Origin of the sequence: Mangrovactinospora gilvigrisea, from assembly GCF_001879105.1 — a bacterium.
GTDB lineage: Bacteria > Actinomycetota > Actinomycetes > Streptomycetales > Streptomycetaceae > Mangrovactinospora > Mangrovactinospora gilvigrisea.
Map to the genome: position 1 here is coordinate 1 of NZ_MLCF01000085.1, position 20,203 is coordinate 20,203.

A 20,203-nucleotide genomic window follows, 5' to 3' on the forward strand; every position below is an offset into this window, starting at 1 on the left:
GACGAGGCGACCACCCGCGTCGCGTTCTTCTTCGCCGACCGCGGCCGGGTCAGCGCCGCGCCGACCAGGATGACCGCCGCCCCCACCGGGGTGTTCCAGCCGATCCGCTCGCCCAGCACCAGCACCCCGGCCGCCGTCGAGATGATCGGCACGAAGTAGGTCACCATCGTCGCCGTGGTCGGCCCGACCTCCGCCACCAGCCCGTACTGGATCAGGAACGCCGTCCCCGTGCCCAGCGCCCCCAGCGCCGCGATCGCCAGCAGCGGCACCGCCGGGAAGGACGTCGGCGCCTGCGTCACCAGCGCCGCCGCGACCGCCACCTGGACGGTGCCCAGCAGCAGCTGAGCGCTCGTCATGGACAGGTCCGACTCGCTCCGCCCGCCCAGCGTCCGCCGCACGTACGCCCATCCCACCGCGTAGCTGGCGGCCGCCGCGAGAGCCATCCCGACGCCCGCGCCCAGGCCCCGTCCCGCCAGCCCGTCCCACACGCCCAGCACCACCAGCACCCCGGCGAAGCCCAGCCCCAGGCCGACGACCCGGCGCCGGTCCGGACGGTCCTCGCGGAGCGCCACCAGCGACAGCAGCATCCCGAAGAGCGGCGTGGTGGCGTTGCAGATCCCCGCCAGCGCCGACGGGATGGACTGCTCGGCGTAGGCGAAGAGCGAGAACGGCAGCGCGTTGAGGAAGAACGCCGCCACCGCGAGGTGGCCCCAGGCCTTGGCGTCGCGCGGCAGCCGGTCGCGCTTCACCGCCAGCACCACCAGCAGCACGGCCGTGCCGAAGAGCATCCGGCCCAGCGTGACCTGCAGCGGGGCGAAGGCATCGGTGCCGAGCTTGATGAAGAGGAAGCTGCAGCCCCAGACGAGGCAGAGGACCGCGAACCGCACCCGCCAGTCCAGCAGCTGCAGTCGTCGCGGGGACGGGGAGGAGTTCGGCAGGCGTGTCATGCCCTCAACTGTGAGGGCCGACCATGCTTTAGGACAACCGAGATCTCATGCAAGGAACTCTGTAGCATCTCTTACATGTTCAATGTGGAGCGCCTCCGCATCCTCGCCGCCGTCGAGCGCCACGGCTCGGTCAGCGGCGCCGCCGCCGGACTGCACGTCACCACCTCCGCCGTCTCGCAGCAGATGGCCAAGCTGGAGCGGGAGTGCGGCCAGCGGCTGGTCGTCCGCCAGGGCCGCGGCATCCGCCTCACCGACGCGGGACGGCTGCTCGCCGGGCACGCCTCCCGCGTCCTGTCCCAGCTGGAGCTCGCCTATGCCGACCTGGAGGCGCACCGCGGCGCCGCCGTCGGCGACCTGCACATCAGCGCTTTCCCCACCGCCGCGCGCGGGCTGATGCCCGCCGCGCTCGTCGCACTGCGCGCCGAGCACCCCGGGCTGCGCCCGCGGCTGAGCGAGGTCGAGCCGGAGGCCGCGGTGCGGCACGTCGCCCGCGGCGACACCGACCTGGCGGTCGTCCTCGACTGGTACAACCGCCCGCTGCCGATCCCGGCCGGCCTCGCCAAGAAGCCGCTGCTGGACGACCCGGTCGACGCGCTCGTCCCGGTCGGCCACCGGCTCGCCGATCCCGAGCGGACGGAGGCGATCGGCCTGGGCGACCTCGCCGACGAGGAGTGGATCTGCTGGACGGAGGGCGGCTTCTGCCGCGACTGGCTGCTCTTCACGCTCCGCGGCCAGGGCGTCGAGCCCAAGCTGTCGCACGCCGCCGAGGAGCACCACACGCAGTTCGTGCTGGTGGCAGCCGGGCTCGGCGTCGCCGTCGCGCCGCGGCTGGGGCGCGATCCGATGCCGGAGGGCGTCGCGGTGCTTCCCGTCCGGCCCGTGATGCGCCGTCATGTCTACGCCGTCTGGCGCGAGGACGGCGACCGCCGCCCCTCCATCCGGGCCGCCCTCAACGCCCTGGAGAAGGCGGCCGCCGAGGCCCGCTGACGCCGATGGGCGCGCCGTCCGCCACCGCCACGGTCAGCCCGCGCGCCGGATTGCAGACGGCGACGATCGGGCGGCCGTGGACGGCCCCGTACCGGCGGGCGAGCGCCACCGCCTCCGCAGCGGTCGCGGCGCGCGTGACGATGTCCAGGTAGCAGCGGCCGGTCGCCGGGTTGAGCCAGGTCCCCAGCCAGAGCCGAGCCCCGCCGTGCGGCGCCGGCTCCCCGCCGCACGCCCCTGGCTCCTCACCGAACGCCGCCGGCTCTTCGCCGCACGCCGCTGCCTCCTCCCCGAGCAGCGGAGCCTCCGCGGCGAGGAAGTCCGCGACGGCCCCGGCCAAGAAGTCGTCCCCCGGGACGATCCGCGTCCGGTCGGGGCGGCGCGGCAGGTACCAGGCGTCCACCGGCGGCAGCAGCGCGCCGGTGCGGAGGTCGGCGGTGACGCCGCCGTCCCTCAGGGTGGCCGCGGCGATCCGCTCGACGACCGGCCTCCGGAGCGTCATGGGCGTCACCGCGCCGGGAGGTCGGCCTCGATGCGGGCGAGGTGGGCGGCGAGGATGTCCTCGAAGGCGGCGGCGCGGTCCACGCCGAGCGGGCGGACGGCGCGGGCGTGGCGGGCGAGGGCGGGAAAGCGCTCGGGGTCGGCGCCCAGCACGGCGACGCGGAACTGCTCCATGCCCTGCTCGTACTCCTCGCCGGTGAGCGTCCCGATGCCGGCGTCCGCGGCGATCAGCGCGGCGAGCAGCACGACCAGCCGGTGGTAGCGCTCCGGGACCTCCTCCTCGGGCAGCCCCGAGGCGGAGAGCGCCTGCAGCACCTCCTCCATGACGATCCGTGAGCCCGCGCCGCCCGAGGCGTACCGCCCCCAGACCGCGGCGAGCTGCGGGTGCTGGCCGAACGCCTCGCGCACCCGCCGCGCGGTGGCGGTGAGGCGCTGCCGCCAGTCGCCCTCGGGGCGGTAGCCGTCCATCGCCGCCAGCAGGATCCGGTCGGCGACGGCGCGCAGCAGCTCCGTCTTGTTGCGGAAGTGGCGGTAGAGGCTGGAGGAGTCCGTTCCCAGTGCCGCGGCGAGCTTGCGGACGCTGAACGACTCGGCGTCGTCCGTGCGCAGCAACTCGGCCGCCGTGTCCAGGATCTCCTCGCTCGACCAGCGCCTTCGGCCTGCCATCTCGCCCCTCTCGTCGCGCTCAGCCTACCCGACGCCCACGGCATTGCACTTGCTGTTGCACGCAGTGCGTGCATAATGAGGACGCATGAACGCAGACATCCAACTGAGGCCCACCGCACCCGACTTCGAGACGATCACCGACGAGGAGCTCGCCACCTACCGCGAGGCGGAGAACCGCTTCCGGGCCTCCGCCGGCGCCCGCGAGGTCCTCGGCGAGCCCGATCCGGGCGCCGCGATCGCGTGGCAGCACCTCGCCCTCCCCGGACGCGACCTCCCGGTCCGCGTCTACCGTCCGGCCGATGACGGAGCCGATGGCGGAGGCGACGCCGACGACCGGCGGGCCCGCCTCCCCCTGGTCGTCCATGTCCACGGCGGCGGGTTCGTCGGCACCGCCGCGCAGTGCGACTGGCCCAACAGCCACCTCGCCGCGCAGCTCCCCGCGGTCGTGGTCTCCGTCGAGCACCGCCTCGCCGCCCCCGACCACCCCGTCGGCGACGCCGCCGACGACGCCTGGGACACGCTCCGCCACCTGCTGGACCACGCCGACGACTGGGACATCGACCCCGAGCGGGTCGCCGTCGTCGGCGAGAGCTTCGGCGGGCTGCTCAGCGCGATCTCCGCGCTCCGCGCCCGGGACGCCGGGGTGCGCCTGCGGGCGCAGGTGCTCGTCAACCCGGCCGTCGACCTCACCGAGGCGATGACCGACCACCCGTCAGTCGCCGAGTACGCCTACCAGCCCAGCCCCGCGCTGCCCGTGCTCCGACTCTTGCTGCGGCTCGCCGTCCCGCCGGGCGTCGACGCCCGCGCGTACTCCCCGCTGCACGCCGACGACCTCGGCGGACTCGCCCCCGCGCTGCTCGTCGTCCCGACCCGCGACGCCCTCGCCGACCACGGCCGTCGCTACGCCGAGCGCCTCCGCGCCGCCGGCACCCCCGTCCGCCTCACCGAGTACCCCGACGCCCCGCACGCCTTCCTCACCCTCCCCGGCCTCGTCCCGCAGGCCGTCCCGGCCCGCGCCGAGATCCTCGACTACCTCCGCACCGCCCTCGCGCCCTGACACCCGCGGCGGAGCTGCGCGCAGCCGTCGCGGCAGGTGCTTACCGTCACCCCGAAGCCGCCCCAGCCGCCCGTCTGCCCCTGGCCGCGTCCACGTGATCAAGGGGGCGCACCACCACGCCAGTTGCCCGTACCGACCGGCACAGCGGCTTCTCCAGGGCCGTGCTGGGCAGGATCCACGACGGGCCACCCGCACGTCGCCGTGACTGAGCGTCACGTACCAGGGCTTGTGGTGAGTTTGTTGCACACTCCGCTCGGGAAGTCGCCGACGAGCCCCGCCCGCGGCCGTCTCCAGCTCCTCCCGCCAGCCCGCGAAGCGTGTCCGGATCGCGTTGGCCCGCGCCGGATCGATGCCGTAGGCCGCGAACTGCTTGTCGGTGCAGCGCTGGATGCGCGCGAGAGCGTCGGCGAACATCCGCAGGTCGAACCCAGCGTCGTTCTCGGCGGCCAGCTCGATGAGTCGCGGGCGGGTGGATCCGGCGTGGGGTCTGGTCTGTCGCGGAGCAGATGACGGGAATCGAACCCGCGCTCTGAGCTTGGGGCGCCCAGGCCGCTCCCTGGCCCACCGTCCCCGTGAAAGCCCTGCGCTTCTTCTTCCCCCGAGTCCTTCCTGCCGACACCCCTGCCCGTGCTTGTCGGCGGTGACGTGGCACGTCCCCATCCGGGTGAATCGACCCACGATCCCCCGAGAGACTTGCATTGGAGAAACTATCATTGATGCAAGTCAGGTCCGCGTATCGGAGGGGTCGGCATGGACGGATTCATCGGGCGTAAGGCAGAGCTCGCGGAGCTCGACGCCATCGCCGGGCAGGTACCCTCCGGCGGCCGCAGCGGTCGGCCCGGTCGGGCGCTGCTGGTGCGCGGGCGCCGCCGGGTCGGCAAGTCCCGCCTCGTCGAAGAGTTCCTGGAGCGAGCCGAGTTGCCGCACCTGTTCTTCACCGCCGTCGGCGGATCCCGTGAGGCGGACCTTGCGAGCTTCGCCCAGGAGCTGGCGGCGTCCAGCCTTCCCGACGCGTCGCGGTTCGCCGGCTTCGCCGTCCCCCAGACCTGGGACGCCGCCTTGTCCATGCTGGCGACCGCCCTCCCTGCCGACCGGCCCAGCGTGGTGGTCCTGGACGAGATGCCCTACCTCGTGCGCGAGGACCCCAGCTTTGAGGGGGCCCTGCAGAAGGCGTTCGACCGACGCCTGTCCAAGCTGCCCGTACTGCTGATCCTGGTCGGATCCGACCTGGCGATGATGGAGCAGCTCAACACCTACGGCCGCCCCTTTTACCAGCGCGGCACCGAGATGAGCATCCCGCCGCTCAGCCCCGCCGACGTCGCGGCCATGCTGGATCTGCCGGCCGCCGATGCCTTCGATGCCTACCTGGTCACCGGCGGGCTGCCGCTGATCCTGGAGGAATGGCCGACCGGGACCGGGCTGTGGGACTACCTGGCAACCGCGCTGCGGCGACCCACCTCCGCCCTGCTGGTCAGTGGGGAACGGGCGCTGGCGGCCGAGTTCCCCACCGATGCCCAGGCCCGCACCGTGTTGTCCGCGATCGGTCATGGCGAGCGCACCTTCACGCTGATCGGCCGCGCCGCCGGAGACCTCAACCCCGGCTCGCTCAAGCGTTCCCTGGAACTGCTGACCGCCCGCCGGATGGTGGCCGCCGAGCTGCCGTTGTCCACCCGGCCCAGCCGGGAGACCCGCTACCGAGTCGAGGACCCGTATCTGCGGTTCTGGCTCTCCTTCATCGGTCCCGGCATTTCCGCTGTCGAACGCGGGCGCGGCGACCGGGTCCTGGCCGATATCCGCACCCAGTGGGCCACTTGGCGGGGCCGCGCCATCGAGCCGGTGATTCGCGAGGCCCTGTGGCGCTTGGCTGACGACCGCCTTCCCGAGGGCACCCGTGCCGTCGGCGGCTACTGGACCCGCACCAACGACCCCGAGATCGACATCGTCGGCGCCGATCGCGCGCCGATCGCCAAACAGATCACCGCGGTCGGCTCCATCAAGTGGCTGGAGAACAAGCCGTTCGACGCGCGCGATCTCTCCCGCCTGCGCACCCACCGCGACCAGCTGCCGGGCGCCTCCGGCGACACCCCGCTGCTCGCCGTCTCCCGCAACGGCTCCTCCCTCGACGCCCTGCCCGTCCTCACCCCCGACGATCTGCTGCGAGCCTGGCCCTGACCGGAGAGCGCGGCCGACTGCGGTGCCGGTGAGCAACCGTCGGACGCGGCGACGTCCGACGCAGTCGGTTGCGGGGGCCAAGCCGCCTCCGACGACACACCATGACTCGAAGGAAGGCTGCGAGCGCCTGCTGGGCCCTGGTGAGATCGGCGGGGAAGCCGGGACGTGGGACCGCGCCGGTGCCGGCGGTGTCCTCGCGCGTACCGGCGCCATCGTCGGAGAGGCGGGCGATGGCAAGCGAGGGCAGGTCACCGCGCTCCAGTTCCTCGCGGATGTCGATCAGTTCCGCGAGTCCACTGGCGCGGCGGCTCGCGATCCGGTGCGGATCTGGTGCGCGGTCCTTGGATTGGTCTGGACCGCGAAGAAGCCCCAGGCCGCCGGCCCGGGGCTTCTCGGTGGAGCGGATGACGGGAATCGAACCCGCGCTCTGAGCTTGGGAAGCTCATGTTCTACCATTAAACTACATCCGCATGACGGGGCGTCAGGTGTGCCCGGTCGTTGCTCACTCTACCCCATCGGCCGTGCCGCGTGCACGGCCGTTCGCGCGTCCGGGGGTGTGAGAAGGGTCCCGCGGGTGTGCGCGGCGAGGGCTGTGGCGGGGGGTGCGGGGGCGGGCGTAGGGTTCCTGGCGATCCCCATGCGACCGGTGCGCCGGCTCTTCACAGGCTTGGCAAAAACCCGGTGCGGCGCGCTGTATCGCGCCCGAATGATCCCGTATTGTGTGGATCTGCCGTCCTCCGCGGGAGGGTCAACCTCCCGAAGGTAAGGGGCGATTCGGCAGCCCCCGGGCTCGGACGGCGCGTATTCGGGGAAGGGGATCGATGGAGGAGCGCACCATCGTCCGATGTGCCGCAGGGCACCTGTTCAGCGTCGGATCGTTCCCGCTGCAGAGTCTCGGCAGCGGGGGACGGCTGGGCCCCGGACGGCTCGTGCGATGTCCCTGCTGCGGACGGCTGCGCAGCTCCGTACCGCAGGACCCGTCTGTCCTCAGCCGCGCCGAGCGGCGGCTCGCCGAACGCCGGCACGTCGAGGACGACGTCAGCTGACGCGCGACAAACGCGACTGACGCGCGACCGACGCGCGTCAGAGGCACAGCGGAAGCACGACCGAAGTGCGACGCCACCCCGTGGCATGCGCCCCGGATTGGGACGCGGCCACCGGGTGGCCGTAACCTCGTGCAGGTGATCCTCTCCGACGGCACGATCCGCAAGATGCTCGCCGAAGGCCGGCTCGTCATCGACCCGCTCAACGACGAGCAGATCCAGCCCGCCAGCGTCGACGTCCGGCTGGGCGCGCAGTTCCTGGTCTTCCGGAACCACGCGACCTCCGTCATCGACCCCTACGACCGCCCCCGCGACCTGATGGAGATGGTCCAGGTCGACGGCGAGGGTCAGGCGTTCGTGCTGCACCCGGGCGAGTTCGTCCTGGGCACCACGCTCGAGGAGATCGGGCTGCCGGACGACATGGTGGCCCGCGTCGAGGGCAAGAGCTCGCTCGGCCGCCTCGGCCTGCTGATCCACGCCACCGCCGGGTTCGTCGACCCGGGGTGGCCGCGCGGCCAGATCACGCTGGAGCTGTCCAACGTCGCCACCCTGCCCATCAAGCTGTGGCCGGGCATGCGGATCGGCCAGCTCTCCTTCCAGATGCTCGACCAGCCCGCCGAACGCCCGTACGGGCACCCCGGGCTGAACTCCAAGTACACCAACCAGCGCGGCCCGGTCGCCTCCCAGTACGAGCGCAACCGGCACCCCGGCACCACCGCGAAGGACGACCGAGGATGACCACCCCCGACGAGCGCGAGACCCTCACCTGGCAGATCTTCGGTGAGGCGTCCCGCAGCCTCGCCCAGGCCATCCACGAGGACGGCTACGAGCCGGACATCATCCTCTCCATCGTCCGCGGCGGCCTCTTCGTCGCCGGCGCGCTGGGCTACGCGCTGGACGTGAAGAACCTGCACACCATGAACGTGGAGTTCTACGACGGCATCGGCTCCACGCTCGACATGCCGGTGATGCTCCCGCCGGTGCCCAACGCGATCGACTTCTCCGAGAAGAAGATCCTCATCGCCGACGACGTCGCCGACACCGGCAAGACGCTCGAACTGGTCAAGGACTTCGTCAAGGACCATGTCGCGGACGTCCGCACCGCGGTGATCTACGAGAAGCCGAACTCCCTCGTCAAGTGCGAGTACGTCTGGAAGCGCACCGACAAGTGGATCAACTTCCCTTGGTCTACTTTGCCTCCTGTCACCAAGCGCGAGGGCCAGGTCCTCGACGCCTGAGGCTGGATCCGGGGTGGCCCGGGGGGCGATCATGGCGCGCATGGTTCGCATGGGTGACGCGGGAGGCGCAGGAGGCGCAGGAGGCGCGGGTGACGCCGGGCGGGTGCCGTGGCGGGTGGTGCTGCTGTCCGGGCCGGCGGGGGCCGGGAAGACGACGGTGTGCCGGCTCGGGCACTCGGCGATGGCGGCCGCCTGGGGGCATCCCGCGGCGGCGATCGACACCGATCAGCTGTACTTCAACGTCGACGCCCGCTGGGAGTTGACCTACGACGACGATCGTAACGCGATGGTGCTGGAGCAGGCCGCGCAGCTCGCCGCCTCGCTCTTCGCGCACGGCTGGCCGACCGTCCTCATCTGCGGCAACAGCCTCTTCGACCCCGTCGACACCGCGCCGTTCGTCGCCCGGATGAGCCCGGTCGCGGCCGTGCACCATGTGTCGCTGGCCCCGACGGCGGAGGCCGTCGTCGCGCGGTGCGCGGGGCAGCCCGACCGCCAGGCGGACGCGCTGGCGGCCGAGGTGCGGCGGCTGGAGGGGCGGCCGCACCCCGGCTCGGCGCGGTTGGACAACTCCGCGCTGACACCCGAGCAGACGCTCGTCGCCCTCGCCGCCCTGGTGGACGGCGGCGCCGGCCGGATCGACGGGGCGGACGCGGCCTGCTGAGCGTCAGGCGCGGGTGGGAGGGGGAGCGGGAGCGGGAGTAGGCGCGGCGGTCGGGGTGGTGACCGCGGTGAGTTCGGTGGCGTCGTCGGAGAGGGTGAGGCGGGTCGCCAGGCCCGCCAGCTCGGTGAGCGACGCGAGGTGGGTCCCCCCGCACAGGACGGACGCGGTGCCGCCCGGGAGCGGGCACGTCCAGCGGCGGAGGGCGGTGAGGTCCGGGCCGTCGGTCTCGACGGCGACGGGGGCGCCGGTCGCCAGCCACGCGGCGAGGCGGGTGTTGACCGCGGCCTCCAGCTCCGGCAGCGCCTCGGCGAGGCCGTCCGTGCTGAAGCCCTTCTTCCGCAGCGACTTGCCGAGGCGGTAGACGTCCGTGCTGGCCTGCTCGTCCATCCGCGAGGACTGCATCGCCAAGCCGTCGAAGTCGGGGTTGCCCAGCGCGTCGGGGCGGGCCTCCTTGCGCCAGCGGCCGGCCTCCGCGAGCACCCCGTTGAGGGCGAAGGCGAGCAGGTGGCAGCCGGTGTGCGCGGCGGAGAGGGCGGCCCGGCGGGCGCCGTCCACGCGCAGCTCGACCTCGGTGCCGGGGGCCGGAAGGCGGGCCGCGTCGGCCTCCGCCAGGACGTGCACGGCGACCCAGTGCCAGCCCTCCTCGCCGCGCTTGGCCGGGATCCCGGCGCCCACCAGCAGCGCGCCGTCGACTCCGACGGCGCCGGTCAGGCAGTCGTCGACGGGCAGCCCGGCCAGGGTTCCCGCGTCGCCCGGCTGGTCGGGCCAGGTGTGGTCGAGGGGGTGGAAGGGGGTCTCGGCGACCAGCGCGCCGACCGCGCCGTCCGGCAGGCCCGGCGCCGCGGCGGTGCCCAGCAGCACCGAGCGCCCTTCGACGGCTCCGGAGGGGAAGGTGACCTGAGTGGACCGCGCGACCTCGAGCATGGACATGGGGCGACGGTAACAGCCGCCGCCCCGCCGGCTCGGCTCAGGACAGCGTCGGCAGCTTCACCAGCACGAGCAGCACCAGCAGTTGGATGGACGCGGCGCCGAGCGCCTTGCCCCACGGCAGGTCGTGCGACTTGCTGAGCATCTTGGTGAGCAGCACCGCGCAGAGCAGCCAGGTCGCCCAGCCGACCACCTGGGCGACCCCGTTGGAGGCCGAGAGGAAGAGCGCCAGGATCAGGCGCGGCGCGTCCGTCAGCCAGCCGACCAGCATCGACATGCCCATGGTGGGGGCGAGCAGGCCGTCGCCGCCCATCTGGCGGGCGAGCCCGTGCGTCACTCCGCCCAGCATCAGCCCGCCGATGACGAAGGCGACGGCGCCAGAGAGCAGCAGCGACACGATGGTGCCGAAGGTGGAGCTGAAGATCTGGTCGCGGGAATCGCCGAAGCCGATCACCGCGAGCATGCCGTAGAGCGCGGAGACGATCAGCGCCGGGCCCCACACCCGGTGGTCGCGCATCCGGTCGAAGGTCTCGGAGGGGCGGAGGAAGATGCCGGTGAGCAGCTCCTTCCAGTGCAGCCGGGGGCCGGCGGGGGCATGCGACTGGCCGGCGCGGTAGGTGGCGACGTTGGTGTCGCCGAGGCGCTCGCCGCCCTGCTGCGGGTAGTCCTGCTGCGGATGGTCCTGGTCGTAGCCCTGCTGCGGGTAGCCCTGGTCGTAGCCGCTGTCGTAGCCCTGCGGGTACTGCCGGTCGTACTCCTGGGGGTAACCCTGCTGGTGCTGCTGACCGCCAGGGCCCTGGTACCCGGGGTCGTAGCCCTGCGGGTACTGCGCGTACTGCTGCGGCTGCGGCTGCTGGTGCGGCGCCCCGTAGCCGGCGGGCCCGTCGTAGCCGGGCTCGTACGGCACGGTGCGGCCCGACTCCATGCCGGGCACCTGCTGCACCTGCTGCGCTCGGCGCCCGCGGCGCCCACTCCGGTCTCGCATCGGTCCTCCCACTCTCCGACGGTACCCGGAGCGGCGGGCGCCGGAAGGACTTCAGTGTCCGCAACGTCCCTTTGCGGCAGTTCTGTGACGAGAGATCAGGGGAAACCCTTGGAGACAGCCGTAGGGGTGATCGACATCGACGGGGCGGGAGTGGCGGAGGGCGTCGGCGACGGCGACGGCTTCACCGAGGGCGACGCGGTCGGCGACGGCGTCGGCCTGGGCGTCGCCGTGGGCGTCGGCGCCCCGAAGCAGGAGCGGATCGCCGCCTCGGTGTGCTTCCGGTTGATGATCCCGAACCGGGTGTCCTGCCGCGGTACCACCGCCGACGGGTCGGAGCGGAACTCGATGCCCCACCAGTAGACCCCGGCCAGGTTCTCCGCCTTCACCGCCCGGCAGACGCCGGCGTACCACTTGGCCTGCACCATCTCGTCGTAGAACCGGCGCGTGTAGAAGTCGCCGGGCGCGTGGTAGGCGTTGTGCTGCGCGACGATGCCCGCCTCGTAGAGCAGGATCCGGCTCAGGTCGCCGTTGCGGCCCTTCTCCTTGCGCAGCCAGGTCTCCCAGCCGTCCGCGATCTGCTGGACGGTGGCGTCGTCCCCCAGGTTCTTCAGCGGGAAGTAGGCGTCCACGCCGAGCCGGTTCACCTCGCCGACCGGGGCGGACATCTTCGAGTAGACGAAGTTGTCCCAGTTGGCGGCGTACGCCATCTCGCGCCGGAAGTGGGTGCGCGCCCAGGCGATCAGCGGCTTCCAGTTGCGGTTGCCCTCCAGCGAGTTCAGCTCGGTGCCGATCACGAACGTCTGGACGCCGTTGGACTGGGCCATGTCCAGGTAGGGGCCGAGCAGCTTCTTGTAGGAGGCGAACCAGGCGTCGCGGTCGGACGGCTGGATGTTGCCGCGCCAGTTGCCCTGGCCCAGGTTCTTCTCGTCCATCAGCGGGCGGAGGGTGACGCGCAGCCGGCTGCGCCGCGCCTCGTCGATCATGATCTCCAGGTGCTTCAGCGACGGGGTGCGCGTCGACCTCGTGCCCACCGTGTCGCCGAACCGGCCGTCCACCGAGTAGAAGGGGAAGGAGACGGCGACCGAGTTGGCGCCGAGGCCGATGATGTAGCGGAAGAGGCGGCGGGCCCGGGCCCGGACGATCTCGTCGGTCTCGCCGCGCTGCGCCGCCCAGTAGATGTGGACGCCCCACTGCGGCTCGCCCGGCTTCCAGCGCTCCGGGGCCTTCGCCGGCGGCTTGGTCACCTTGATGGGGGCGGCGGACGGGTCGCGCGCCTCCAGGGCGGCCGCCGCGGCGGCCTTCTTCTCCGCGATCCGGTTCGGCAGGACGCTCGCCAGCGGATCGTTGCCGAAGGCCAGCGGCACCCCGACGATGATCAGCAGCAGCACCAGGGGCACCAGCAGCAGGCGCTTCATCCGGAAATACCGCCCCTCACGCCGGCTTCGCGATCACGGTGAACTCGGTGCGGCGGCGGCCGAGGAAGACGAAGCGGAAGAGGCCGAGGGCCGTCCCCCAGCCCTCCAGCATCGCGAACACCGGTATGCCCAGCAGCACCAGCGGCGGCTCCCACCAGCGCCGCATCCCCCAGCCCCGGACGCTGGCCTGGGCGTTGATCCGCAGGCCCTCCCAGTACATCCACAGGGTGTAGGCGAAGTTCAGGCCCCACACCAGGATCACCGAGGCGGTCACCGGCGCGGTGTTCATGTGGCCGGTGAGCCAGGCGACCAGCAGCACGATGCTGATGTGCTGGAACGGGCTGAGCACCCAGGCCAGCACGTTGACGGCGAGGAAGGCGCGCTGCTTGAGCGGCACCGAGCGGGTCAGCGAGAGCCGCAGCAGGCCCTGCGCCCAGCGGGCGCGCTGCCGCACGAAGTCCGGGACGGTGGCGGGGGAGGCGCCGTACGAGCGGCCCGCGAACCAGTCGGAGCGGCCCGGGTAGCGGCGGCAGAAGTGCAGGGCGAGCTGGGCGTCCTCGACGATGCAGCGCGGCCCGAAGTCCCAGCCGATCTCGGCCTCCACGGAGGCGCGGATCACCAGCAGCTCGCCGTGCAGCCCGGCGAGCGGAGTGCCGAGCCCGGTGAGCGCCCGGAAGCGGGAGATGTCGTCGGCGGGGCGCACCGCGTCCGCGAACCAGGTGAAGCGGCTGTGCGCGTACTCCCGCGGGTAGCACAGGATGCCCTGGGCGAGGTGCTTCTGACGGAACGACTTGGCGCTCCGCTGGGCCTGAAGGAACTGGGCGAGGGCGATCGCGGTGTCGCGGCCGACGCCGGTGTCGTCGTCCATGTGCAGCACCCACACGTCGTCGCGGGCCTCGCCCTCGGCGCGGCGCAGCTCATGGGCGTAGTGGTTGGCGCGCGCCTTGAAGCGGGTGCCGCGCGGGGTGACGTACCGCTTGGGGACGGTGACGACGCGGATCCGCGGGTCCTCGGCGGCGAGTTCGTCGATCTTCGCGCCGGCCGAGCAGCCCTCCTCGGTAACGATGTCCACCCGGAAGCCGCCGCGGAACCACTCGGGCAGGTGCGCCACATAGGAGCGGACGGAGCGGGCGAGCGCCGGGTAGGTGTCGTCGCGGCCGATGGTCGGCACCACGACCAGCAGGGTCTCCGCGGTGGCGGGCTCGGGCAGCGGCAGCCGGTCGAGCTGCCGGGCCCGCAGCCGGGAGAGGAAGATGCCCTGCACCCCGACGGCGATGCCGACGGCGGGCATCGACCACACGATCGTCAGGATCCAGCCCTGCACGGTCTCGTCGGGGCGGTAGACGTAGCCGCAGACGGCGACGATCAGCGCGTAGAAGAGGAGGAAGGGGAAGACCCTGGGGCGCCATGGCGCGCGGTGCGCCGAGCCCAGCGGATGGGCGAGGGACCCTCCGGCCACCGGGCGCGGCCCGGGTATCGGGGGCTGCGGTTCGGCGAGGGTGTCGGCGTCTCGGGCGTGGCGCCCCCGGCCGCCCTGGCCGGCCGCATCGGGGCGGCGCGGTGAGGGCGACTGGTCGGCGACCCCGGAGGGGACTGCGGGCATCAGCGGTCGGGTCCGGTTCGCTGGCGGTTAGTTGGGCTTCTCCTCGGAGTCCTCCGGGGACCGCCCGGGGGCTCCTGCGGCGTCGGCGGGGCGCGCGTCCTCGGGCGCCGCGAGCCGGTAGCTGGTGGTGGTGTCCTGCCGCTCGACCTGCGGCGCGGCGGGCGCGGCGGGTGCGGCGGGTGCTTCGGAGGCGGCGGGCGCCTCGCCGGACCGCTCCGCCCAGCCGGCCGGCGGGGTGTCCCGCGGCTCGTCCGCCGGGGGCTCCTCCGGGGCGGCCAACCGGTAGCTGGTGGTGGTGTCCTGGCGCTCCACCTGCGGCGCGGCCGGCGCGGAGGCCGTGGCCGGGGCGGCGATGTTCCAGGCGGTGGTGCCGCCGGAGGAGGCGGAGGAGGCGGACGACTCGGCCGAGCCGGCGTCGCCGGCACCGCGCGGGGTGTCCTCGGGCGGCGCCTGCGGGGCGTTGTCCGTGGCGCCGAAGGGGGCGAGCAGCGCGCGGATCTCGGGCGGCGTCGGGCCGGAGCGCTCGGCCTCGGGGGCCGGGGCCTGCTCCGGGACCGGCGATGCGGCCGGAGCAGGGGCAGGGGCAGGGGCCGGAGCCGGAGCGGCGGCCGGGGGCTGCCCGGGAGCGGCCGGCTCGGCGTCGTTCGGCCGCGGGAACATGAACGTGCTGGTGTCGGAGGCGCCCCCGCTGGACCGCTGGGCGGCGGCCGCCGCGGCGGCGTCCGGACGGCGGTCGCCGGGCTGCAGCAGCGCGGCGCGCGGGTCGTCACCGGGCTGGCGCTCGACCGGTCGGGAGGCGCTCACCTGCGGCGCGGCCTGCGCGGGGACGGGCAGCTCCATCGAGCCGAGGGTGCCGTCGGCGCCGGAGCCGGAGACCGACTCGGTGGGCGGGCCCCAGTTGAACTCCGGCCCGGTCTGCGGCCCCGGCGCCACCGGAGCCTGCGGCGCGGACGCGGCCGACTGCACCGGGGCCTCGGCGCCGAACGCGGCCGGGGCGACCGGCTGCTGGGGCTGCTGGGGCGTCGCCGGCGGAACGGGCTGCGCCGGCGCCGCGGGCAGGTGCGAGGGCTGCGAGGGCTGGGACGGCTGGACGCGCTCGGTGGCCGGGGCCCCCAGCGAGCCGCCGCCCAGCGAGGGCTGCGCCGCGTACGGGTCGGCGGCGGCCGGCGCCGCCGCGGGCGCGCCGAACGGGGGCTGCTGCGGCTGCGGCACGGTCGTCAGCTCGGGCGCGCCGGGCTGCGTCATCGCCGTCGCCGGGGGCTGCGCGGGCGAACCCTGGCCCGGGAACCCGGCGTTCGGCACCCCGCCCCAGGGCGCGGCCGGCGCCGCGGCGCCGGTGCCGGCGTCCGCGCTGCGGCCGACGCCGCGCATCAGGAAGCCGAGCAGCACGATCAGCGCCAGCGAGATCAGCACCCCCAGCACCGTGGTGGTGAGCTTCAGCTCGCCCTCGGTGGTGCCGGTGAAGTACGTCTTCTGGGCGGGGTCGAAGAGCGCGCCCGTCAGGCTGCGCACCATGTTGTAGCCGAGGAAGACGGAGAGCGCGAGGAGCGCGCCGCGCATCATCCCGGCCGCGTTGCGACGGAGCGTCAGGACGCCCAGCACGGCGTAGAGCACGCCGGAGATGAGGCTGCCGGTGTCCGCGTCGTCCTTGGTGGGACCGCCGTAGTAGAAGATCGCCTTGAGGTAGTCGCCGATCGAGCCGACGGACCAGAACGCGCTGTGCACGGCCCAGGCGAGGTTCACCGCCCCGAACACCAGTGCCAGGACGGCGATGACGGTCCAGAGCCGGCCGCCGCCCTCCTCGGCCTCGGAGCGCGCCGCCGTCCGGAAGCCCCCGCTCATTGCCAACCCCCTGTCGTGTCACGGCACTCTCAGCAATGCCCGCCCGTCATGCGACTCGCACTACTGTATGCGGTCTTAGGGGACGGGTCGCCCCGATGAAGGGGTCGGAAGCTAACAATCCGGTGCCGGTGCGGCGATAACCAGGGGAGCGACGGATGCGACGGGGGATGCTGCACCTTCCGACGGGGTGGTCCACGGCGGGCGGCGGGGGCCCGCTCCCGTGGTTGCGCGGGCCGCTGCGCGGTCTCGTGCTCTCCGTCCTCGGCCTCGTCGCCGCACTGGCGTTCGTGGTCTCCGCGGTCGGCCTCGCCGACCCCTACGGCGGCGGCCGCGGCCGCCCGAAGCTGCCGGCCGTCGCCACCGACCTGGCCGCCCGCGACCCGCGGGCCACCCCCAACGCCCGCGCCGTCTACCGGATGCTGGCCGGAGAGGAGAACGCCGCCCGCGCCGGCCGCGCCTCGCGCACCGTCCTCGGCCAGCACGTCGAGGCGCAGAACGAGCGCTACAACCCGGAGTACGGGGACGCCGCCAAGGGCGACCGCCGGCCCGGCCACTACTACCGCCGCGCCGCCGAGTTGAGCGGCGGACGGCTGCCCGGCTTCGTCGAGACCGACCTCGGCCCCGGCTACGGCGACACCGGCTGGGGGGCGGGCGGCGGCCGCTGGTACGACGCGGCCTGGCCGTCCTGCCGGGACCACTGGGGCTACACCGACGACGCCACCGATCTGCTGATGGCCGTCTGGAAGGGCTACCCGCGCAAGCCGGACGGCTCCTACGCGTCCGGCCCCGCCGCCGCGGACCCGACCTGCCCCGGCGCCCCGGCCGCCGCGCCCGCCGCGGACCGCTCCGACTTCGCCAACGGCGGCCGGCCCGCCGGCCTGGTCGGGATGTCCTTCCACGAGCCCTACCCGGGCGCCCCGGTGAAGTCCTACGCCACCACCCACTGCACCGACTCCCCGGCCCGCACCGACCCGTCCTGGATGGGTCGGGTGGTCGACTGGCGCGGCAACACCCCCGAGTACCGGGCGCTGCTGACGGACCTTCGCTACCTCGCCGACCACCTGCAGTACTACGCGGCCTACGACGTGCCGGTGCTGCTGCGGCCGTACCACGAGATGAACCAGCCGGGCTGCCATGCCTTCTGGTGGTCCTCGGCGACCCCGGCGCAGTACCGCGAGCTGTGGACGATCATGTACGACTACCTGGTCGGCACCCGGGGCCTGCACAACCTGATCTTCGTCTGGTCCCCGATCGCCTGGGGCTCCGGCCACGCCGTCGACCCCCGCCCCTACTACCCGGGTTCGCGCTACGTCGACCTGGTCGCGGTGGACGACTACCTGGAGACGCCGGGCCGCCCGCTGGACGGCGCCCCCTACACGAGCGTCCAGTACGACGCCCTGGGCCGGTACCGGAAGCCCCGGATGCTGGCGGAATCGTTTCACCTTCCGGTGACGTCCGCCGTCGCCGCCCTCGACCGCAGCCCCTGGGTGCTCTGGTCGGTGTGGGGCCAGGCGCTCTCCGAGGACAACAGCCCCGCCGAGGTGCGCGACAGCTACCGCGATCCGGCGGTGCTCACCGGCGGGGAAGGCGCCGCCTGGCCCGAGGCCCTGCACCGCGACTCCCCCGCCCGCACCGCCGTCGACCCGCCCGGCAGCGGCGCGGGGCACTAGAAGGCGTCGGGCCTCAGGCGCCAGGCGTCGGCGTCAGGCGTCGGCCGGCTCCGGCTCGGGCTCCGGCTCGTCGGCCCTGACCGAGTCCAGCAGCAGCTGGGCCACGTCCACCACCTTCAGGTCCGGCTTGACCTCGCCCTCCGGCCGGGAGTTCACCGAGTCCGAGAGCATCACCAGGCAGAACGGGCAGGCGGTGGAGACGATGTCCGGGTTGAGGGAGAGCGCCTCGTCGACCCGCTCGTGGTTGATGCGCTTGCCGATCCGCTCCTCCATCCACATCCGCGCGCCGCCCGCGCCGCAGCAGAAGCCCCGCTCCTTGTGGCGGTGCATCTCCTCGCTGCGCAGCCCCGGGACCTTGGCGATGATCTCGCGCGGCGGGGTGTAGACCTTGTTGTGCCGGCCCAGGTAGCAGGGGTCGTGATAGGTGATCAGGCCCTCCACCGGGGTGACCGGCGTCAGCCGCCCCTCGTCCACCAGGTGCTGCAGCAGCTGGGTGTGGTGGACGACCTCGTAGTTCCCGCCGAGCTGCGGGTACTCGTTGGCGATGGTGTTGAAGCAGTGCGGGCAGGTCGCCACGATCTTCTTCTTGGGCATGTCCTCCATCGCCGCGTTGAGCGCCTCGACGTTCTGCTGGCCCAGCATCTGGAAGAGGAACTCGTTGCCCAGCCGGCGCGCCGAGTCGCCGGTGCAGGACTCCTCCTTGCCGAGGATCGCCCACTTCACGCCGGCCATGTCCAGCAGCTCGGCGAAGGCCTTGGTGGTCTTCTTCGCCCGGTCCTCCAGGGCGCCGGCGCAGCCCACCCAGTACAGGTACTCGGTCTCCGCGGGGTCGGCGGTCTCGCCCAGCACCGGGACCTCGAAGTCGACCTCCTTGGTCCAGGCGACGCGGGCCTTCTTCGCCAGGCCCCACGGGTTGCCCTTGTTCTCCAGGTTCTTGAGCATCGTGCCCGCCTCGGACGGGAACGAGGTCTCGATCATCACCTGGTAGCGGCGCATGTCGATGATGTGGTCGACGTGCTCGATGTCGACGGGGCACTGCTCGACGCAGGCGCCGCAGGTGGTGCAGGACCACAGCAGGTCGGGGTCGAGCACCCCGTTCTCCTCCGCCGTGCCGATCAGCGGCCGCTCGGCCTCCGCGACCGCGCCCGCCGCGACCCCGCTCTTGTCCTCACCCGCCATCAGATAGGGCGCCTTGGCGAACGCGTGGTCCCGCAGCGTCATCACCATCAGCTTCGGGGAGAGCGGCTTGCCGGTGTTCCACGCCGGGCACTGCGACTGGCATCGGCCGCACTCGGTGCAGGTCGCGAAGTCCAGCAGGCCCTTCCAGGAGAACTCCTCGACCTTGGAGACGCCAAGCACCGGCTCGGCCGCGTCCTCGTCGTCGCTGTCGTCGAAGACCGTCTCGAAGTCGATCGGCGCGCCGTCCTCGCCGCGGATCGGCTGCAGCGCCCCCAGCGCCACCTCGCCGCGCGGGTTGCGCTTGAAGAAGATGTTGAAGAACGCCGAGAAGCGGTGCCAGGCCACGCCCATGTTGGGGTTGAGGCCGATGGTGATCGCCCAGGCGAAGGAGATGCAGATCTTCAGCGCGGCGACCAGGTAGACGAGGTTCTGCAGGGTGCCCACCGACAGCCCGCGGAACGCCGCGACCAGCGGGTAGGTGATCAGGTAGTCGGCGTCGTAGTGGTGCAGCCCGGCGAGGGCGCCCTCCAGCCCGCGCAGCAGCAGGATGCAGATCCCGATGCCGAGGATCGTGTACTCGACGTAGAAGGCCTGCCAGGCCACCGACCCCGCGAAGCGCGACTTGCGGCCGGGCCGGGACGGCAGGTCCATCAGCCGGATCGCCATCAGCACCAGGATGCCGAGCGTGGTGAGCAGCCCGATGACCTCGACGTAGAGGTTGTAGACGATCCAGTGCCCGATGATCGGCAGCGCCCAGTCGGCGACGAACAGCTGGCCGAAGGCGTTGACGATGGTGAGGAAGAGGGTGAAGAAGCCGACCGCCACGAACCAGTGCGCGACGCCCATCACGTTCCACTTGAGCATCCGGGTGTGCCCCAGGAACTCGCGGGCCAGGGTGATGCCGCGGTCCTTCCAGTCGCCCAGCCGGGTGGGATCCCGGCGGCCGGTCAGGGTGTACCGGACGATGTGGGCGACCGCGCGCAGGGCGAGGGCGATGCCCACGACCGTGACGACGATGCTCACGACGATGGCGGCGAGCTGCATCGGGGTGGCTCCAAGGGGGTGCGCGGAGGTTCGGGTACGCAACCTACGGGGACGTGCCGGTCGGCTGAAGCATACCGGTCGGTAACTTAGCCGTGAAGGCCCGGGTTCGACCGGGTGGCCGAACCCGGAGAGCGACGCCGCGGTGACCCCGGGTCGACCCGGAGGCGACCCCGAGGTTGAGCCGCACCGACTCAGGTCTCTTGACTCCGGCTCCAGCGGGACGCATCCTTGAGTCCGTACTGCTCAACTTCTCAATGACTGTTCCGGAG

Annotated in this window: 16 protein-coding genes and 1 tRNA gene; 7 read left to right on the plus strand and 10 right to left on the minus strand. The window is 72.9% G+C overall.

The window, feature by feature from the left end:
- The coding region (locus tag BIV57_RS15715; protein WP_071657441.1) for a DMT family transporter at positions 1–947 on the minus strand (947 nt) is incomplete at its 3' end.
- 75 nt (positions 948–1,022) lie between these two features.
- On the opposite strand from BIV57_RS15715, the gene BIV57_RS15720 reads away from it, so the two are divergent.
- The gene (locus BIV57_RS15720) at positions 1,023–1,934 is read left to right on the plus strand and encodes a LysR family transcriptional regulator (protein WP_071657442.1); all 912 of its coding nucleotides are present in this window, start codon (positions 1,023–1,025) and stop codon (positions 1,932–1,934) included.
- Here BIV57_RS15720 and BIV57_RS15725 read toward each other — a convergent pair.
- Positions 1,897–2,433 (minus strand): hypothetical protein, encoded by a 537-nt coding sequence (locus BIV57_RS15725; protein WP_071657443.1) that lies wholly within the window; start codon positions 2,431–2,433, stop codon positions 1,897–1,899. The two genes, BIV57_RS15720 and BIV57_RS15725, sit on opposite strands and share 38 nt — an antisense overlap.
- A gap of 5 nt (positions 2,434–2,438) precedes the next feature.
- Complete coding sequence (locus tag BIV57_RS15730; protein ID WP_071657444.1) at positions 2,439–3,098, minus strand: TetR/AcrR family transcriptional regulator; 660 nt, start codon at positions 3,096–3,098, stop codon at positions 2,439–2,441.
- Between the two features lie 85 nt (positions 3,099–3,183).
- On the opposite strand from BIV57_RS15730, the gene BIV57_RS15735 reads away from it, so the two are divergent.
- Both BIV57_RS15735 and BIV57_RS15740 read left to right on the plus strand, forming a co-directional pair.
- Positions 3,184–4,155, plus strand: coding sequence for an alpha/beta hydrolase (locus tag BIV57_RS15735; protein WP_071657445.1), 972 nt, complete (start codon positions 3,184–3,186; stop codon positions 4,153–4,155).
- 750 nt (positions 4,156–4,905) lie between these two features.
- Positions 4,906–6,327: an ATP-binding protein gene (locus BIV57_RS15740; protein ID WP_071657446.1), complete on the plus strand. Its 1,422-nt coding sequence runs from the start codon at positions 4,906–4,908 to the stop codon at positions 6,325–6,327.
- 396 nt (positions 6,328–6,723) lie between these two features.
- Here BIV57_RS15740 and BIV57_RS15745 read toward each other — a convergent pair.
- Positions 6,724–6,797: transfer RNA gene (locus tag BIV57_RS15745), tRNA-Gly, on the minus strand.
- A gap of 711 nt (positions 6,798–7,508) precedes the next feature.
- On the opposite strand from BIV57_RS15745, the gene dcd reads away from it, so the two are divergent.
- From dcd to BIV57_RS15765, 3 genes are read left to right on the plus strand one after another with little or no spacing between them, the layout of a single operon-like run.
- Positions 7,509–8,108 (plus strand): dCTP deaminase, encoded by a 600-nt coding sequence (gene dcd, locus BIV57_RS15755; RefSeq protein ID WP_071657495.1) that lies wholly within the window; start codon positions 7,509–7,511, stop codon positions 8,106–8,108.
- Positions 8,105–8,608: a phosphoribosyltransferase gene (locus tag BIV57_RS15760; RefSeq protein WP_071657448.1), complete on the plus strand. Its 504-nt coding sequence runs from the start codon at positions 8,105–8,107 to the stop codon at positions 8,606–8,608. The genes dcd and BIV57_RS15760 overlap by 4 nt, the downstream gene beginning before the upstream one ends.
- A 40-nt stretch (positions 8,609–8,648) precedes the next feature.
- A complete protein-coding gene (locus tag BIV57_RS15765) occupies positions 8,649–9,269 on the plus strand; it encodes a hypothetical protein (RefSeq protein ID WP_139275690.1) in 621 nt (206 codons plus the stop codon).
- A 3-nt stretch (positions 9,270–9,272) separates the two neighbouring features.
- Here the strand turns inward: BIV57_RS15765 and BIV57_RS15770 are convergent, their stop codons facing one another.
- The 5 genes from BIV57_RS15770 to BIV57_RS15790 all read right to left on the minus strand — a co-directional run bounded on the left by BIV57_RS15770 (position 9,273) and on the right by BIV57_RS15790 (position 16,041).
- Positions 9,273–10,199, minus strand: coding sequence for an alanyl-tRNA editing protein (locus tag BIV57_RS15770; RefSeq protein WP_071657450.1), 927 nt, complete (start codon positions 10,197–10,199; stop codon positions 9,273–9,275).
- A 37-nt stretch (positions 10,200–10,236) separates the two neighbouring features.
- Complete coding sequence (locus BIV57_RS26475) at positions 10,237–11,181, minus strand: Yip1 family protein (protein ID WP_071657451.1); 945 nt, start codon at positions 11,179–11,181, stop codon at positions 10,237–10,239.
- Between the two features lie 95 nt (positions 11,182–11,276).
- On the minus strand, positions 11,277–12,596 hold the full coding sequence (locus BIV57_RS15780; RefSeq protein ID WP_071657452.1) for a glycoside hydrolase family 113: 1,320 nt from the start codon (positions 12,594–12,596) through the stop codon (positions 11,277–11,279).
- A 16-nt stretch (positions 12,597–12,612) separates the two neighbouring features.
- Entirely contained in the window at positions 12,613–14,199 is a 1,587-nt protein-coding gene (locus BIV57_RS15785; protein ID WP_079170368.1) for a glycosyltransferase family 2 protein, read from the minus strand.
- Between the two features lie 27 nt (positions 14,200–14,226).
- A complete protein-coding gene (locus tag BIV57_RS15790; protein WP_071657453.1) occupies positions 14,227–16,041 on the minus strand; it encodes a DUF308 domain-containing protein in 1,815 nt (604 codons plus the stop codon).
- A gap of 155 nt (positions 16,042–16,196) precedes the next feature.
- On the opposite strand from BIV57_RS15790, the gene BIV57_RS15795 reads away from it, so the two are divergent.
- Positions 16,197–17,711, plus strand: coding sequence for a glycoside hydrolase family 26 protein (locus BIV57_RS15795; protein ID WP_175548772.1), 1,515 nt, complete (start codon positions 16,197–16,199; stop codon positions 17,709–17,711).
- Between the two features lie 33 nt (positions 17,712–17,744).
- Here the strand turns inward: BIV57_RS15795 and BIV57_RS15800 are convergent, their stop codons facing one another.
- Positions 17,745–19,934: a (Fe-S)-binding protein gene (locus BIV57_RS15800; protein WP_071657455.1), complete on the minus strand. Its 2,190-nt coding sequence runs from the start codon at positions 19,932–19,934 to the stop codon at positions 17,745–17,747.
- Positions 19,935–20,203: the final 269 nt, after the last annotated feature.